The following is a 15,634-nucleotide window of genomic DNA, read 5'->3' as shown; positions in this document are numbered from 1 at the left end:
GGGAGGAGGCGAGGATATGGCCGAGGGCAAGATACCTTTTCACCAGCGCGTTGCCGACAAGCTGATAGAGCAGTTGAAGCAGGGCACCGCCCCTTGGCAAAAGCCTTGGGAGGCGACGGGCAGCAGCGGGTTGCCGTTCAACCCCACCACGGGAAAACGCTATCGCGGCGTCAATGTCCTCAATCTCATGTCCGAGGGCCGGGCTGATAATCGCTGGCTGACATACAAGCAGGCCGCAGCCCAAGGCGCACAGGTGCGGAAGGGCGAGAAAGGCTCCCTTGTCCAATACTGGCAGTTCGAGGAGGAGCGGGTAGTTCGGGACGAGAGCGGTAAGCCCGTTCTGGATGCCGAGGGTCGCCAGAGGAAAGAGAAGGTCGAGCTTGAGCGGCCCCGTGCGTTTTATGCCGTGGTGTTCAACGCCGAGCAGATCGACGGGCTTCCCCCGATCGTCACCACTACGCACGAATGGAATCCGGTGGAGCGGGCCGAGGCCATCTTGCGGGCGTCGGGCGCGAAAATCACCGAGGAAGCGGGCGACCGCGCCTATTATCGGCCTTCGACCGACAGCATCACCTTGCCGTTGCGGAGCCAGTTTCCGAGCGCGGATCGGTTCTACGCCACGGCGCTGCACGAGCTGGGTCATTATGCCGCGTGCCGGATTATGCCGCATGGCCTATCGGAACGCTTGTTTTCTGCGGATCAGCTATACGTTGGTTCGGCATAATCAAAGCTTCGTCCGACAGAGTTGGCGTGCCCGAGTTGGAGCGAGTTGCTGTCGTTCTCGCTGCAGGTTAGATAAGTGATATGCGGGAACCAGATTTGCAGATCGACGGATGGTGCCTTGAAGATGGAGAGGTGTATCACGCGGATGCGCCGAGCACATTTTGGATACCAGAGCGGGAGGATCGGGAAAATCTGCAGCCGGGCGATCTGGTAAAGCTTATATTTCAAATCAGCCTTGATGATCCTGATGAACCCATAGCAGTCGAGCGGATGTGGGTGTTGGTTCGCGAGCGACTGCCTGAGGGCTTCCTCGGACTTCTCGATAACGACCCGAGCGCCATTGGCGAGAACGACGAGTTCTGGAGCGGTATCGAGCTTCCTTTCCAGACACGGCACGTGATCGACATCGACAGAGGTGACAATAGCACGCTTGCACTTGCCCTCCGCGAGCCAAGGCGAAGTTGGTCTAGAATCTAGTCATGGCAGCTGGCGCGGTTCGCGTACCTCGTCGGCATCCTGGGTGGCTTCGTGCACCTCCTCGCGGATGATCTTGGTGGTAATCTCGTCGAGATGGGCAGTGAGGGCGCTGCTCAGTTCCTCAAACTCGGGCCAAAGCGTCATCTGGACGAAGCTGGCCGGGGCACGGATAATGACGGTCTGACGGTGCATCCGCGTGTAGCGGAAGGGCTTGATGCCGTATCGGCGGCATAGGGCGATAAAAAGCTGACGTGACCAGGGATCTGCAATCGAGAATTTGAACTCTTCGGCACGTTCCTGCTTGCTGGCGTTCTCGAATTTGACCCTGATGCGCTCCGCCGCCGCGCCGGCGGCGGACTTCTCACCATCGGTCTTGGCACCAGCATATAGCGCCTCGATCTTGCGCAGCTTCTCGCGGAGTTGGTCTTCGGACATCATCGCCGTCAATGCACCGTCGGCTTCTCGGTGAGGATGCCCTCGATCATCTGGCGGCGAGCGCGAGTGCAGGACAATACGGCCTCGTGGATCTCGGTCTCCATGATCCGCGTCAGTTCGCGCAAATGCTTGAACGTCGTGTCGAGCTTGGCGGCGTCATCGGCATCGGGTGCGTGCGAAACCAGCTCGCAAATACCCGCCATCATAGCGCGCATCTCCGCAAGACGGTCGACGGCCTCGTGTGCCCGCTCAGGCAGATCGATGACGTCCTCGCCATTGAACAGGCCTTCAATGAACCCATCCAGTTCCTGGAGGCGAACGAGGCCATATTGGCCCAGGTCGACGGCGGTAGGCTCCGTGGGCGGGCGGGTCAGCCGGAACGGCTGGCTGCGCTTCTGATGCCGGGTCAGGTCGTTCCACAGCCCTTGCACGAGAGTATCGAGCAGTTCGTTGACCTCCTCGATGCTGTCAAAGGGCGGCAGTTCGCCACCCCAAAGGTCTTTGATGATCTGAAGCGGCGAGGCCGAAATCGCGGGCGTTGCAATATTGCCCAGGAAGCGGGTGCGTACCTCATGGAACGGCACGGGGCACTCATGCTTGGCTAACAATGCCTGGGCAGTCTTAATGCTCGGCCCCTTGGTCGCCTTCTTCATATCGTCCCGCCCGCAACAAAGATCATGATCGTCATGCCCTAATCGGCAATGACGAGCTGACGATAGTATTGCGGTCGGGGCGGTCGCAAGGGTCGGATCGTGCTTCCATAGCAAGGAGCACGAAAAATGCCGAACGACCTGCAATCCCAGTTCGACCGAGATATCGCTACGTTCATGGAGCGGCTGACCGCCGAAAACTACAAGCCTCAAACGATAAAGGCCTATCGGGTCCTGCTGACGCGCTTGGTATCCCTGCTCGAAGCCGCCGGAATATCGCCACAAGACCTGACAGCGGAACGGGCGGCCGAGTTGGTTCGCAATGACGAACGCAACCGGCGCGAGCCCAACAAATGCCAGAATATCGCGCGACGCTTCGTCGCCCATCTTATCTCCAGCGGCACGGTGCCAGCTCCGATCGTGACACCGGAGCAGATAGCCCGTGCAGCGTTGCGCGTCGATTATGAAGAGTATCTGATTAGGCAACGCGGGTTAAGCCCGCGCACGATCTACCATTCCTGGCGCTTTGCCGACCGCTTCCTCGACCATCGGTTCGGCAGTGACGAAACCGATCTCGCGGCGGTCAGCGCAGGCGATGTGATATCCTTCCTTCAATATCTGCTTGGGAGAAAAGGTCCCTATCGCGACAAGACCGCCGCCACCCACCTGCGCAACTTCTTCCAATATCTGTTCCAGCGCGGCGTCACGGAAACCAACCTTGCGCTGTGCGTGCCGACCGTCGCCCAGCGCTGGGGTGCGAGGCTCCCGCGCTTCCTGTCGCCTGAGCAGATCGAAGCCCTGCTCGCATGGGTCCGCGACAATCCGAAGCATGGACTGCGCGATCATGCGATGCTGCTGATGATGGCGCGGCTCGGGCTGCGGGCACCGGAGGTGATCGCCATCCAGCTTGACGATGTCGACTGGCGCGCCGGTGAGTTGCTCGTCAGGGGCAAGGGCCAGCGGCATGATCGCCTGCCTGTCCCGCCGGATGTCGGAGAAGCGATCGCAGCCTATATCCGTCAGGAGCGCGTATCGGGATCACGGACGCTGTTCGTCTCGTTGCGGGCGCCAAATGGCCCCTTCAAGGATGGGCAGGTCATCAACACCATATTGCAGGATGCCTTCGCCGCGACCGGCGTCACGCCGCCCGGCCCGTATGTAGGATCGCATGTCCTTCGCCACAGCCTGGCGACGAACATGGTGCGCAACGGCGCGTCACTTGCCGAAATCGGCGACATGCTGCGCCATAGGTCGCGCGCTTCGACGATGATCTATGCGAAGCTGGATATCGACGGCCTGCGCTCGATCGCAAAACCGTGGCCGGTGGCGGGAGAGGCACAATGACTCTCGCTCATGAACTTGACCGCTATCTCAGCGTTAGGCGCAGCCTCGGATATGATCTGGGCACAGCCGAAAGGGCGCTGCGCCGCTTCGTGCAATATGCCGATGAGCAGGGCGTCGATCATGTCACGACCGACCTGTTCCTGCGCTGGCAGGGAGCGTTCGGCAACGCCAGACGATCGACATGGGGCGCTCGCTTCCTCATGGTACGCCTGTTCAGCCAGTGGCTTCATGGCATGGACGCTGCCCATGAAGTGCTTCCCCGTGGGCTGATCCCTTACCGCTATTGCAGAACGCATCCCTATATCTTCACCCCTGCGCAGATCGCCACCATCGTCGAAGAAGCAGCGCAGTTGCCGTCAATCTATGGCATGCGCGGTCTGACCTGTTCGACCCTGTTCGGGTTGATCGCGGTGACGGGCATGCGGATCAATGAGGCGCTGAGCCTCAATACCGGCGACGTCGATCTCGATACCGGTATCGTTCACATCCGCTGCGGCAAGCTTGGCAAGGAGCGCCTGCTTCCCGTTCACGATACTGTTCTCGACCGGCTGCGCGCCTATATCGCCCAGAGGGACCGGTTGCTGGGGGCCGCATCGGTTCCGTTCTTCGTCAAATGCGATGGAAGCAGGCTCGGCGATTGCGGCGCGCGCTACAACTTTGCACATGTGTGCCAACGCATTGGCCTGCGTGAACCTCAGACCAAGGGGCGCCACGGTCGTGGTCCCCGCATCCACGACCTGCGGCACAGCTTCGCTGCGCGAACGATGATCGACTGGTACAGATCCGGCAAGGATCCGGCACGGGAAATGGTCAAGCTGACCACATGGCTTGGCCACGCCAATCCCGATCACACATACTGGTATATCGAGGCAGTTCCAGAACTGCTGGATCTGGCGTCAGCCCGGATCACCGATCCGCATGATCGGGAGATATGCTCATGACCGGCATGACGTTCCCGGCGCTGCTCCAGCGCTTCTTCACCGACCGGCTTTGCACGCAGATGGAGGCAAGTCGCCATACGATCGCGGGATATCGCGATACGTTCCGGCTTCTGGTCCGCTTTGCCGCCGCACGATCGGGAAAGCCGCCGACGAGGCTCGGCATCGCCGATCTTGATGCCGACGTGATCGGCGACTTCCTCATCCATATCGAAACGGCGCGAGGCAATGGCGCGCGAAGCCGCAATACGCGCCTTGCCGCCATCCGGTCCTTCTTCCGCTATGTCGCCATGAACGAGCCGGAGTGGCTGCTGCACTGCCAGAGAATCCTCGCTCTGCCGGACAAGCGCTATGTGAAGAGAAGCGTCACGTTCCTCGACGGACCCGAGATCGCGGCATTGCTGGCTGCGCCCGACCGTTCGACCTGGACCGGTCGGCGAGACCACATCCTGCTGCTGGTCGCCCTGCAAACGGGCCTGCGGGCATCGGAACTGACCGGTCTGCGCCGCAGGGATGTTGTCCTCGGCACCGGGGCACATGTCCGCTGTCTGGGTAAAGGTCGCAAGGAACGTTGCACGCCGCTTCGTCGGGATACCGCCAAGGCTCTGCAAAACTGGTTGAAAGAATGGCACAGTGACGATGATGGGCCGCTGTTCCCCTCCATCCGTGGCGATCCACTCTCGCGTGATGCCCTCGAACATCTGGTCCGCAAACACTGTCTGACTGCTGCGCGTTCCTGCCCAAGCCTCGCCAGCAAGCGGGTGACCCCGCATACCCTGCGCCACAGCACCGCTATGGAACTGCTTCACCATGGCGTCGATCAGTCGGTCATTGCGCTTTGGCTCGGGCATGAATCCGTCGAGACGACGCAAATCTACATCCATGCCGACATGCGGCTGAAGGAAAAGGCACTGGCCAGCGTTGCTGCGCCACAAACTCGACCCGGCAGGTTCCGTCCCGACGACGAGCTTCTCGCCTGGCTCGAAGCCCTCTGATTATGCCGAACCGCCGCATGGCTGACCCACGGACAACCACCATTCTCAAAGGCCATGCGGCATAATCCGGCACGCGGCATAATGCCCTTTATGCCGATATCGGCATAAAGGGCACTGGACTGGCCACCCCAACCGCCTTGACCGGGATTTGGCGCACCCGTTCGGTTCGGAAGGCTATGCCCGCGAAGAATTGCGGGCCGAGATAGCCAGCCTAATCACCGGGCAGGAATTGCAGATCGGCCACGACCCGGAGCAGCACGCGGCCTATGTCGGATCATGGATCAAAGTGCTTGAGGAAGACCCGCTTGAGATTGTCCGTGCCGCATCGGACGCCGAGAAGATTCACACCTATGTTCTGGCGCTGGAACAAAAGCAGGTTCAGCAGGTCGAGCAGGCACACGACCATACGCAATATTTCGTCAGCAACGAGAATACGCTTTGCTATCAGCAGCCGGGCATGGCGATGTTGGGCGTTCTTGCCAGCAATATAGACGGGCGCAACCCGATTAACGGGCCATTCTATGCCAGTCCGCTAGACCAAATCCGGCCTGCCACGCGCGAGGATTTTGACAGGTTCCGCGTTACTCTACCGCCTGACTTCCAGCAGGCGCAGGAATATCGCCAGAATGATCTTGATGAGGGCGATCGGCTTGCGGTCGCGGACATGGCCAAGACTGTTCAAGCCTATGAGGAGTGGCAGAACGGCCCACATTTTGAGGGGAACGAGGAAGCGGACCTAGTAATATCCGACGACCTCAATATGGAGCTGGACGAGCGTATAAAGGCCGCCTTCGCCAGACCGGGGCTTGCGGCGGCGCTCAATGCTTCCGGGTTTACGGTCGAGCGGCTGACAGACCATAGCGGCGACAGATGGGCCGCCGCAGCCGGGGCCGTTGCCGCCATAGGCGATCCTATACCGGAGCCGCAGCACTATTCCGACCGCACTTTGCGCGCGCTGATCGACAAGCACGGTTGGGAGCCGGTTGATAGTGGCGGGCCGATGCACACCGTTCGACGGCAATTTGAGGGCGTCGGGCCGATCGGCACGATGATAACCCCGAACGGCGAGCGAAACCTTATGGCGGGCTATTCCGCAGATAGCGAACGCCGCCGCTATATCGCCTTGTCGCTTGGGCCGAACCAGATCACCGATTTTGACGGCCGCGACCAGAACCCGGAGGACGTTGCCCGCCTTATCAATTTGAAGGCCGAGCAATATGCCGATGAGCGCCGCGAGCGGCAGGGCTTGGCCCCTCTCTATGCGGTCAATTCGCCGGGCTTGGGCAGCGCCGCGACCGATCAGCGGGACGCCGCGCCAGAGCCTTCCACCCGCACGTATCTTGCGGTCCCCTATCGGGAAAAGGACGAGGCGAAAGCCTTGGGCGCGAAATGGGATAAGGCCGGAAAATCATGGTATGTCCCGGCAGGCGTCAATGTCGAGCCGTTCCAGAAATGGCTTTCAAGCGCCGTAGAGGCACCCACAGGAGATCTAGGCCAATCGCTCCCCGGCGAGCGCGCGCAGCGCCCCACGGCCCCGGAGCAGCCGCAGGAAGGGCAAACGATGAAGGACACCCCGCGTAAGGCGCGCGAATATCTGGCGGTGCCATATGGCGAGCGAAATCTTGCCAAGGCCAACGGCGCAAAATGGGATGCCGCGCGCAAGAGCTGGTATGCGCCGGAGGGCGCGGACCCGGAGAAACTGGCACGCTGGAAAATAGATAATCAGCCGCGCCAGCAGGAGGCGAAAAGCCCGGAGGTCGAATTTGCCGACGCCATGAAATCCCTTGGCCTTGAGGTTCCCGCAGGCCATCCCATCATGGACGGCAAGACCCACCGCGTTCCCGCGAGCGGGGACGGCAAGGGGGAGACGGCGGGCTTTTATGTCGCCTTCACCGATGGCCACCCAGCGGGCTACATCAAGAACAACCGTTCGGGGCTGGATATGCGCTGGAAAAGCACCGGCTATACCTTGAGCGACGAGGAGAAGGCCCGCTTGAACGCCGAGGCCGCCACCAAGCGCGAGGAGCGGGAGCGGGAGCGGGCGGCGACATATGATGCGACGGCGGAGCGCGTGCAGCAGCGCGCCGCACAATGCCGCCCGATCGAGCAGGCTACCCCCTACATGGAGCGGAAGGGCATAGCGCCCACGATCGGCGCGCTGGCCAGCGGGGGCGACAACACAATTCACCTTCCGGCGATCGACGCCAGCGGTAGGCACTGGACCACCCAATATATTCAGGAAGACGGCACCAAGCGTTTTGCGAAGGACAGCCACAAGGAAGGCTGCTTCCATGTGGTCAACGGGGGCGTGACGCCACAGGCCGCCCTAGCCGCGCTCGACAAGGCCCCGCGCATTATGATTGGCGAGGGATATGCGACGATGGCGACCGTCTCTAGCGTGGTGGACCATGCCACGGTTGCGGCGTTCGATTCCGGCAACCTTCCCGCCGTCGCTGCCGCATTGCGCGAGCGTTACCCCGACAAGCCGATTTTTATCATGGGCGAGGACGATCAGCGCGTCCTTGAGAAATTCGGCTACAACCCCGGCAAGGAGAAGGCGACCCAAGCGGCAACGGCCGTCAATGGCGTCCCCGTGTTCCCGACCTTTGCCCCCGGTGAGCAGGCGGCCGACCCGGCGCGCTTTACCGACTTCAACGATTTGCAGCAGAACAGCCGGTTGGGCCGGGAAGGCGTGGTGCGCCAGATCAGGGCCGCGATCGAGAACCCGCGCCAGCAGGAACGGGAAGCCCCCCGCATCCCTCTCGACCGCGAGCGCGAAAGGGAGCGTTCGGGGCCGGTTGTCGGAGACGATCAACCGGCCCAGCGCCGCAGCGTTCGCCGCTAGATCATGCGGAAACCAATTTCCTAGAGTAATCGAGAGAATGGAGCGCGGTTTTGAGATGGAACGCCGTTATATCGTCGTCCATCTCAACCGCGATAACGAGGCTTTGCCGCGCGAGGTCTATGGCGTGTTCGAGGCGGCGAACCTGTTCATCACTCAGGTCCGTATCTTTCATTATCCAAGCGGTTCGCGGGGCCTCTGCCTCGCTCGCGGTTAGGGTTACAGGCTCCCGATCTTCATGGCCTTTGGCCTCTAGCTCGCTGAGGTAATGCAGGCCGTGGAGCGCGTGTTTCAGTTGAAAGGCTGATAATTCGTCGCCCAGCTCCGCCGCGATAGCGAGGCTTTCGCGTGTGAAGGCTATAGCGTGTTGGAGGCGGCGATATTGTTCGCCGTTCAAGTCCGTCATCATCCGACTCCGAGCAGGTTCCAGAATGGCAATATACCTACATTTGGACGATATGGCGCACCCATTGAGCAAACTATTCGGGAAGCGGTTGAGGGAGAGGCGGCAAGCCCTCAAAATGTCGCAAGCGATGCTGCATGAGCAAACCGGCGTCACGGCCTCCTACATTTCGTTCATCGAGAACGGGAAGGCCAATCCGACCTTGGACGTTATGGCGCAGCTCGCGGACGCGATCGGGTGGAACGTCTCGGAAATGCTGGCCGCTGAAGCATAGTCGCGGCTGTCTATGCGCTGCAGCATAGTTGCCCGCGTCTATGTCGCCGGTGGCATAGACGTTCCCGTCTATGATGTTGGCCGGTGAAGCCCTTTCGCTGGCTTAGGAGGTTGCAGCATCGAGCCGGAGCCGTAATCATCCGGTGCCATGAAGGACTGGCCCGATCCGAACGACGATTCCGGCAGCGACTTGCTTATCCACATCGAGTTTTGGGGACTGGCGGCGCTTACCGGGCTTGCCTTCCTCGCGGGCGTTGGGCCGCCGATCGTCCGCTTTGTCCGTTCAATCATCGGATAGACGCGCGCCTATGATGCTGCCCCGTGGCGGGGAACAATGTAGGCCCATATGCCGCCTTGGCGCGCCCACTCTGGATGCGAATAGTTGTAGGCCATCATGGCAAGCGTGAACAGCAACAGCAGAATTGCCGACAGGTCGCCACGCGAAAAGGGCCTGTTGTTATCGCCGTTCATCGCCCCTTTTGACACGGGCGCGGTAATCGGATCGTTGCCCGCCTTGGTTAAATGTTGGTGGACGAGCTGGGCGGCGCAAAAAGACGGACCCGGCAGCTCATGCAGCCGGGTCCAGTGCAAGAACCTAAATGATCGAGAAAGGTTCTTAGGGTCGCAGGGCTGATCTAGGGCGCTTTGGTTAATCATTTCACAACAGCAACGAGCGTGCCGCTATGGGTCCACTTGCAGCAGCGCGGCGAGGATCGCGGTTCGCTCGCCCGCTGGCAGCTCGCTAAACATGCGTTTCCAGCGTGCCGCCTTGCGCTTGATCCTCTGGCGATCGGTGAAATCCACCCCGGCATGGGTGGCCCAATGCGCCGCGTCGGGCGCATAGTTCATCCATAAACATTCGGTGCGCGGCCCGCCTCGCGTCATGGCCTGATAGGACAGGACGCGCCAGCGCGGCGCGGGCAGCAGCTCGCTATACAGGGGCGAGGGATAGCCTGAAATCATCACCGAGGCGGGCAGCGCATCGAGGACGGTCAGCAGCTCCCTATGGTCCGCGTCCGTATAGTCATAGCGGTAGCGCGTGCCCGGATGGGAGCGCGTGGCGAGGACATAGGGGGGATCAGCATAGATCAGCACGCGCCCAGCGGCCGAAAAGTCGAAATCGCGCAGGAAGGCGAGGCAATCGACGTTGTAGGTTTCAACCGCCGCGCCATCGAACGCGCTCGATTCCTCCGCCGCGATCGAGCCGAAGCACTCAAAGGTAGCCGGATCAATTTCGAGGCCGATCGAGCGGGCAGCGGGAGGCTTACGCCGAAGGACGATGCCGGAGCCTAGATGCGTCTCAATGTAGGTATCGTGTGGCGGCATATTGGCAATGACAGCCTGATATGCGCCCGAAACCTGTTTCGAGCCGAGATAGCCGGTCATGGCACCTACTGGAAAAGAAGGGGCAGGCGGGGGAAGCGTCCCCCTGCGATCGGGCCGCCCAGCGTCCCGCTCGACCCCCACAGCAAGGGGCCAGCCCCTCGCAACGCTCCCCGGCGAACACCAAAGGGAAGGTTGGGGCTGGGGGCGTTCATCTGGAACGCCGGGGCGACGGCGGCTTAGGCAGGCCGTGGCCGATTTCGTTGGATTTGGTTTTGCCTTCGCCTTCGCTCTGGCCTGTCTTGAGGGCGTCGGAGAGTCCGGCGAGCGAGCTTCCCCGTGCGGCCTTTAGGAGAGACGTTCGGCCACTTTCCGGCGTAGCTTCTCGTCCGTCGCCATGTGCGAGGCTCCCACCAACATCAGGGCTTCCAACCGAGTAAAGTTGCCCGTGGGGAGACTGTCCTTTGAATTGGAGGGCGCAATCGGGGCCGACGCGGCCGAGCTGGTTGAGCCGGTCGAACTCTCTTTCAAGCCTCTCTTGAACAGGTCCATTTTCCAATTCCTTCCGCCATATATTTACACCATCCATGCCTTCTAGGCGATGAACATTCGCACGATCGCGCACGTCATGGACGGCAACCGAAATCTGATCGCCAAAGCGACGTAATAGCGCCTCTAGGCCGTCTGGCGTTCCCTCCTGAATACGTGTCATCACGGCCGCGCTCGCGCCCCGGCCCAGCTCCTCAAAGCGTTGGAACGTGTGCGCAAGCGCCTCCTCTGGCCGAGGCAGAACCGCAATCACCCCGACCCTGCACCCGGCGTTCAATGCCTGCTCGACCTTGGCGATGCTCGCTTGCGGATCGACAAGCTGGCCCTCAAAGATCGCGCGCACGCCATCCCCAAGCCGGTTGCCCTCATGCAGCGCCGCATACTGGATTTCAGAGGTTTTCCCGGCCCCCGGCATCCCGGTTACGAACAGCACCAGGTTGCGGGCTGGATCGGAGCTATCGGCCACTACGCGCCGGTATTGTTCGGCCGCCAGAACGGCCGCGGCATTGTGGACGGGCGCGTTGTATCGGCCGCGGGCCTCCCTTGAGGCGGTATATTCGGGAAGCAGCTCCTTCATGGCGTCCGCACAGACGTAGCGGCCCCCGAACGTGCCGGTTCGGGCCGCATAGTCTGTCAGGAACCGTTCGGGCGCAGCTTGCACGGCATCGACCACGCGCCGTTGCACGTCCGCGCGATCGGCGTCCGCAAACTCCAATACCCTGATAGGTTCCAATGCCATCCCGCTTCCTCTGTCAGATCCGGCATAGACGCAGGCGTCTATGAGAACCAGAACTATTTGTTGGAGCGTGGTCTAGCACGAATATAGGAAAGCCCGACACAGGGCCGGGCTTTCGCGCCTTTCGGACACAATGGGGGTTGTGTGCGACCCGAAAGCGATTTCGTCGCAAAACCGTATCGTGCGGGCGGCGCTATAGCAAGCGGTAGCGCCTCATGGCACGATAGAGATAAGGCCCAATGCGTAGGCCGATTCCGCTACCGCTTGCAAACCGCGATGCTTGAAAGGTCGCGTGTCGGGTCAATGACAATATCGGCCGATTTGCGTTCCGAATAGCGATCTACCAGTTGATCGGCATGAGGCCGCAACAGGATCGTGAATCGTATCAATTCCTCCATCACGTCCACGATGCGGTCATAATAGCTTGACGGTTTCATTCGGCCTGTTTCGTCAAACTCTTGAAACGCCTTGGCGATGCTCGACTGATTGGGGATCGTGAACATTCGCATCCAGCGGCCGAGCAGGCGGAGCGTATTCACGGCATTGAACGACTGCGACCCGCCCGATACCTGCATCACCGCAAGAGTGCGCCCTTGGGTTGGGCGCAGACCCTTCATTTCCAGCGGCAAATGGTCGATTTGCGCTTTCATGATGCTGGTGATTTGGCCGTGTCGTTCCGGGCTGCACCACACCATGCCTTCGGACCACATGGCATGGTCGCGCAATTCGTGGATGGCGGGATGATCGTCGCCCTTCACCTGATCGGGCAAGGGGAGATCGGACGGATCGAAAATGCGCGTTTCTGCGCCGAACAGTTGGAGCAGCCTTGCCGCTTCCTCAACAGCGAAGCGCGAGAAGGATCGTTCGCGCAGACTGCCATACAAAAGCAGGATTCGCGGCGGTGGATCGGCCGCGCCAAGGCCAAGGGCGGGCCGCTCATAGGTATAGCGTAGATCAAGAGCGGGCAGATGGTGCGGATCGGAAAGCGCGCGGAGACGGGTCAAGCGATGGCTCCTTTCTCATACCAACCGCGCGTTCGCTTCACGATGGCGACAACCGACAACATCACCGGAACTTCGACCAGCACCCCAACCACTGTAGCGAGCGCCGCCCCCGATTTGAGGCCGAACAGGCTGATTGCAGCGGCAACGGCCAACTCAAAGAAGTTGGACGCGCCAATGAGCGCGGAGGGCGCTGCAACGCACCACGCAACGCCAAACCGGCGACTTAGCCAATAGGCCAGCCCGGCGTTGACATAGACTTGGATCAGAATAGGGACGGCCAGCAGGCCAATGACCAACGGCTGTTCAACAATCGCCTCACCCTGAAATCCGAACAGCAGCACCAGCGTTGCCAGCAAGGCGACCAGCGACACAGGCCCAAGCCGGGCAAGGAGGCGGTCTAGGGTAGCCTGCCCGCCCGCCGCCAACACCGAGCGCCGGACGAGCTGCGCGAGGATCACCGGCACCACGATATAGAGGACGACCGAAAGCAGCAGCGTGTCCCACGGCACCGTCACCGATGCGACACCCAGCAGCAAACCGACCAGCGGGGCGAACGCAAAGACCATAATGAGGTCATTCAAGGCGACCTGACTCAAAGTATAAGTCGGCTCGCCATCACACAGGTTGGACCAAACGAACACCATTGCCGTGCAGGGGGCGGCGGCAAGCAGGATCAGCCCTGCAATATAGGACGGCGCTTCACCCGCTGGCAGGAGCGGAGCGAACAGCCAACCGATGAACAGGGTGCCGAGCAGCGCCATCGAGAACGGCTTGACCGCCCAATTGATGAACAGGGTGACGCCGACACCCTTCCAATGCTGCCTGACGCTTCCAAGCGCCCCAAAGTCGATTTTGAGTAGCATCGGCACGATCATCAGCCAGATCAGCACCGCAACCACGAGATTGACGCGAGCGACTTCGGCCGACGCGATAGCGCCGAACAAGCCGGGGAGCATATGGCCGAGCGCGATGCCTGCGACGATGCAGAGCGCCACCCACAGGCTCAGATACCGCTCGAAGAAGGAAATGCCGGGACGAGGCGGCACCGGGGCCGCAAGGGGAGCCGTTGACATACTTGCCTCAGACGACCCGCTGGCCGCGTTCGTCCACGACCCGTTCGCCATCTTCCTTTGCGAACGCGCCCTGTTGCGGCGAAGGCAGCATGTCCAGCACCACTTCCGAAGGGCGGCACAGCTTCACGCCAAGCTGCGAGACGACCAGCGGCCGATTGATAAGGATTGGATGGGCCATCATCGCATCCAGCAAGGCTTCGTCGGTCAGGCTTTCGTCACCCAAGCCAAGTTCAGCATAGGGCGTGCCTTTCTCGCGCAGGAGGTCGCGCGGCGTGATGCCCGCGCGTTCGATAAGCTGGGCGAGCAAGGGGCGCGCGGGCGGCGTTTTCAGATACTCGATGACATGCGGCTCGATCCCGGCATTGCGGATCAGGCCCAGCGCGTTGCGCGAGGTGCCGCACTCCGGGTTGTGATAGATGATGATGTCAGTCGGCATCGGTGTTTGCTTTCGGATGAGTAGCGCCTTCGACTTGGCCGATTTCACGGACCTTGGCCGCGAGCGCCATGCGGTCGATGCTGTCATGTGGGAGCGCGAGGAACAGCGCGATACGGTTCAGCAGATAGCGAAGGGCGCGAACAAAGGCGTCGCGCTGCCCGTCCCCTCCGACCTTGGCAGGGTCTTCGATCCCCCAATGGGCCGTTATCGGCCGTCCCGGCCAGACGGGGCAGGTTTCGCCCGCCGCGTCGTCGCAGACGGTGATAACGAGGTCGATCTTTGGCGCACCCGGAGCCGCGAACTCGCTCCAACTCTTGGAACGCAGCCCTTCGGTCGGATAGCCGAGCGAGGCCAGCACTTCCAATGTCATCGGATGCACGTCGCCCTTGGGGAAGCTACCCGCCGAATAGGCCCGGAAGCGGCCTTCGCCCAGCTTGTTGAGCGCGCTTTCCGCCAAGATGGAGCGCGCCGAATTGCCGGTGCAAAGAAACAGGACGTTGTAAACCTGATTGCTCATGCACAGCCCTCCTGTCCGCATCGGCTATCCAGCGCGACCTTGGCGAGAGGCGCGCAGATTTCAGGGTGCCCACCGCAGCAATCCTGCATCAGATATTCGAGCAGTTCGGTCATGTTCTCATATCTCGCGTTGTAGATGATCGACCGCCCATCACGCCGACTCTCGATAAGGGCCGCGTGAGAAAGAATGGTCAGATTTGACGAAAGCGTGTTCGGTGGCACGTCGAGGCGACGGGCAATTTCGCCCGCCGCCATGCCTTCACGACCCGCTTGAACCAGCAGACGGAAAGCGGCGAGACGGCCTTCATGGGCGAGCGCGGACAGCGCGGCGACAGCGTTTTTCAGTTCCATATTTCTATGTTAGCGGAAATATCGAAGTGTGGCAATCTTCGCGTGATACGGCGAGCGCCATCCTAGTTGCCGTGCTGTTAATCATGGCCGACAACGGAAACTTATCATTGGGCGTGCAGCGCGCGTTTGATGGATAGAGATACCGGAGACGGGCGAAGGCTGCACGCAGTTGAGGACCGTGCGATTGCGCGCCGCATTGAGGCGGAGCGTTGGAAAGCCTTATGGGATGAAGCTCACCCCGCAGCGGTCGAGGCCCCGGCCAAGGACCAAGCGACCCCGGCGAAGCCACGCCGCTTTCGCTCGCTATTAACGCTATTTCATCGGGATTGATTGAGGTGCCCTAGCGATCCGGCACGCCCAAAAGGCGGTCATTGATGGTCACAACGATGGGCGGGATCAGGTTGTAGAGCTGATGGGCCAAGACCGCGCCGACAAAGAACACCAGAAGCGGGTGTGCCTCAATCAGATCATAGTTGGCCCGCACGAAAACTGTCCCCGCTGCGAAAGCGAGGACATAGAGGATCATCGTCAAAGCCCCATCGAATAGGCTGCGCATCGTCATGGCC

General features: G+C 61.1%; 18 protein-coding genes and 2 pseudogenes. 8 read left to right on the top strand and 12 right to left on the bottom strand.

Annotated features, from left to right (window positions below; translation table 11 throughout):
• Positions 1–16: 16 nt before the first annotated feature.
• Positions 17–646: pseudogene (locus FA702_RS18030) on the top strand (ArdC family protein); the annotation flags it as partial.
• A gap of 173 nt (positions 647–819) precedes the next feature.
• On the top strand, positions 820–1,200 hold the full coding sequence (locus FA702_RS18025; RefSeq protein WP_210417666.1) for a hypothetical protein: 381 nt from the start codon (positions 820–822) through the stop codon (positions 1,198–1,200).
• Here the strand turns inward: FA702_RS18025 and FA702_RS18020 are convergent, their stop codons facing one another.
• Positions 1,201–1,638 (bottom strand): hypothetical protein, encoded by a 438-nt coding sequence (locus FA702_RS18020; protein WP_136957578.1) that lies wholly within the window; start codon positions 1,636–1,638, stop codon positions 1,201–1,203. It abuts the gene before it with no gap.
• A 5-nt stretch (positions 1,639–1,643) separates the two neighbouring features.
• Complete coding sequence (locus tag FA702_RS18015; protein ID WP_136957535.1) at positions 1,644–2,288, bottom strand: hypothetical protein; 645 nt, start codon at positions 2,286–2,288, stop codon at positions 1,644–1,646.
• Between the two features lie 126 nt (positions 2,289–2,414).
• Here FA702_RS18015 and FA702_RS18010 point away from each other — a divergent pair, with 126 nt between their 5' ends.
• The 4 genes and pseudogenes from FA702_RS18010 to FA702_RS17995 form a co-directional block, all read left to right on the top strand.
• Positions 2,415–3,629: a site-specific integrase gene (locus FA702_RS18010; protein ID WP_136957534.1), complete on the top strand. Its 1,215-nt coding sequence runs from the start codon at positions 2,415–2,417 to the stop codon at positions 3,627–3,629.
• Complete coding sequence (locus tag FA702_RS18005) at positions 3,626–4,570, top strand: tyrosine-type recombinase/integrase (RefSeq protein WP_136957533.1); 945 nt, start codon at positions 3,626–3,628, stop codon at positions 4,568–4,570. Before FA702_RS18010 ends, FA702_RS18005 begins: the two co-directional genes overlap by 4 nt.
• Complete coding sequence (locus FA702_RS18000; RefSeq protein ID WP_136957532.1) at positions 4,567–5,562, top strand: tyrosine-type recombinase/integrase; 996 nt, start codon at positions 4,567–4,569, stop codon at positions 5,560–5,562. Before FA702_RS18005 ends, FA702_RS18000 begins: the two co-directional genes overlap by 4 nt.
• A 109-nt stretch (positions 5,563–5,671) precedes the next feature.
• Positions 5,672–8,407 (top strand): annotated as a pseudogene (locus tag FA702_RS17995) (DUF5710 domain-containing protein); the annotation flags it as partial.
• 1 nt (position 8,408) lies between these two features.
• Here the strand turns inward: FA702_RS17995 and FA702_RS17990 are convergent.
• Positions 8,409–8,801, bottom strand: a complete 393-nt coding sequence (locus FA702_RS17990) for a hypothetical protein (protein ID WP_136957531.1) — start codon at positions 8,799–8,801, stop codon at positions 8,409–8,411.
• Between the two features lie 124 nt (positions 8,802–8,925).
• On the opposite strand from FA702_RS17990, the gene FA702_RS23300 reads away from it, so the two are divergent.
• A complete protein-coding gene (locus tag FA702_RS23300) occupies positions 8,926–9,081 on the top strand; it encodes a helix-turn-helix domain-containing protein (RefSeq protein ID WP_255504842.1) in 156 nt (51 codons plus the stop codon).
• Positions 9,082–9,228: 147 nt separating this feature from the next.
• A complete protein-coding gene (locus FA702_RS22860) occupies positions 9,229–9,378 on the top strand; it encodes a hypothetical protein (protein ID WP_168196125.1) in 150 nt (49 codons plus the stop codon).
• A gap of 8 nt (positions 9,379–9,386) precedes the next feature.
• Here the strand turns inward: FA702_RS22860 and FA702_RS17980 are convergent, their stop codons facing one another.
• The 9 genes from FA702_RS17980 to FA702_RS17940 form a co-directional block, all read right to left on the bottom strand.
• Positions 9,387–9,671 (bottom strand): hypothetical protein, encoded by a 285-nt coding sequence (locus tag FA702_RS17980; protein WP_136957529.1) that lies wholly within the window; start codon positions 9,669–9,671, stop codon positions 9,387–9,389.
• Between the two features lie 90 nt (positions 9,672–9,761).
• Positions 9,762–10,466 carry a DNA adenine methylase gene (locus tag FA702_RS17975; protein ID WP_136957528.1) on the bottom strand — a complete coding sequence of 235 codons (705 nt, stop codon included), beginning with the start codon at positions 10,464–10,466 and terminating at the stop codon, positions 9,762–9,764.
• A gap of 148 nt (positions 10,467–10,614) precedes the next feature.
• Positions 10,615–11,691, bottom strand: coding sequence for a zeta toxin family protein (locus FA702_RS17970; protein ID WP_136957527.1), 1,077 nt, complete (start codon positions 11,689–11,691; stop codon positions 10,615–10,617).
• A gap of 254 nt (positions 11,692–11,945) precedes the next feature.
• A complete protein-coding gene (gene arsH / locus FA702_RS17965) occupies positions 11,946–12,692 on the bottom strand; it encodes an arsenical resistance protein ArsH (protein ID WP_136957526.1) in 747 nt (248 codons plus the stop codon).
• The gene (gene arsB / locus FA702_RS17960; protein ID WP_136957525.1) at positions 12,689–13,765 is read right to left on the bottom strand and encodes an ACR3 family arsenite efflux transporter; all 1,077 of its coding nucleotides are present in this window, start codon (positions 13,763–13,765) and stop codon (positions 12,689–12,691) included. Before arsB ends, arsH begins: the two co-directional genes overlap by 4 nt.
• A gap of 7 nt (positions 13,766–13,772) precedes the next feature.
• Positions 13,773–14,201 (bottom strand): arsenate reductase (glutaredoxin), encoded by a 429-nt coding sequence (arsC, locus tag FA702_RS17955; protein WP_136957524.1) that lies wholly within the window; start codon positions 14,199–14,201, stop codon positions 13,773–13,775.
• Positions 14,191–14,718: an arsenate reductase ArsC gene (locus tag FA702_RS17950; protein WP_136957523.1), complete on the bottom strand. Its 528-nt coding sequence runs from the start codon at positions 14,716–14,718 to the stop codon at positions 14,191–14,193. Before FA702_RS17950 ends, arsC begins: the two co-directional genes overlap by 11 nt.
• Positions 14,715–15,068, bottom strand: coding sequence for a helix-turn-helix transcriptional regulator (locus tag FA702_RS17945; RefSeq protein ID WP_136957522.1), 354 nt, complete (start codon positions 15,066–15,068; stop codon positions 14,715–14,717). Before FA702_RS17945 ends, FA702_RS17950 begins: the two co-directional genes overlap by 4 nt.
• Before the next feature lie 340 nt (positions 15,069–15,408).
• On the bottom strand, positions 15,409–15,630 hold the full coding sequence (locus tag FA702_RS17940) for a hypothetical protein (RefSeq protein WP_136957521.1): 222 nt from the start codon (positions 15,628–15,630) through the stop codon (positions 15,409–15,411).
• Between the last annotated feature and the right edge of the window lie 4 nt (positions 15,631–15,634).

The organism is Novosphingobium sp. EMRT-2, assembly GCF_005145025.1.
Classification (GTDB): Bacteria; Pseudomonadota; Alphaproteobacteria; order Sphingomonadales; family Sphingomonadaceae; genus Novosphingobium.
The sequence above is the reverse complement of the archived record's forward strand: the minus strand, read 5'-3'. Positions and strand labels throughout refer to the sequence as shown.